The sequence below is a fragment of the Escherichia sp. MOD1-EC6021 genome, from assembly GCF_002965245.1.
Classification (GTDB): domain Bacteria; phylum Pseudomonadota; class Gammaproteobacteria; order Enterobacterales; family Enterobacteriaceae; genus Escherichia; species Escherichia coli_F.
On the sequence record NZ_PTRU01000103.1, the window covers coordinates 1 to 775 of the forward strand.

Below are 775 nucleotides of genomic sequence, written 5' to 3' on the forward strand. Positions count from 1 at the left end.
AAAAACTGGGCATCACGCTGGATGACCTGGAAAAACTCTTCAAATCCCGCTGAACATAAACTGTAGTCAGTGAAGAGCGCTCCTTTACTGACTACAGCTTATATTAACCGGTGCAGTGAGTGGTCTGCTCACTGTAGTTTATATTCAGATTCCTGCTGTGCACTCTGTAACTGGCTGCCATCTGCCTGCTCCTTACGTAAGTGACCCCGTAACCTGATGCTGAGGCATTGCTCCCTTCATAAAACATGACTTACTCACTACAGCTTATATACCTGCTCCAGCTTATGTTATGTCTGTTCTGCATACCACAGCTTATATAAGGAAGTGCGTATGCCGTCACCTCAGGGGAGGCAGTGTATGCAGGATCTCCGCAGCATCCCGCCCGTCACCTGTGAAAGGCGCTGCCAGCGTGGCAGCCATATCCAGTGCAAACACTCTGGTATAAACCTCCATCGAACGTAGATCCCTGTGACTAAGCAGTGCCAGGATGACTTTCCGGGGCTGGCGGTGATAGAGCATGTGCATGATATAGCTGTGCCGGAAGGTGTGTGGTGTGACCGGTATCGAAAAGTGTCCCTCCTGCTTCGGCCCGTTGCGCATGGTTTCGTCGGTCACAGCTCATAATGGTTCACGACGACGGGACCGGGTGGTGCTCATCCAGCTTTCCATCTGCCTGACATAGCCTATATCTGTCAGGATGATGCTGCCAACTTACTGATTTAGTGTATGATGGTGTTTTTGAGGTGCTCCAGTGGCTTCTGTTTATATCAGCTGT

1 pseudogene is annotated in these 775 nt (G+C 50.2%); it reads right to left on the reverse strand.

Features of this window, described 5'->3' with window-relative positions:
* Positions 1 to 336: 336 nt before the first annotated feature.
* Positions 337 to 696 (reverse strand): annotated as a pseudogene (locus BEB54_RS28120) (tyrosine-type recombinase/integrase); the annotation flags it as partial.
* Between the last annotated feature and the right edge of the window lie 79 nt (positions 697 to 775).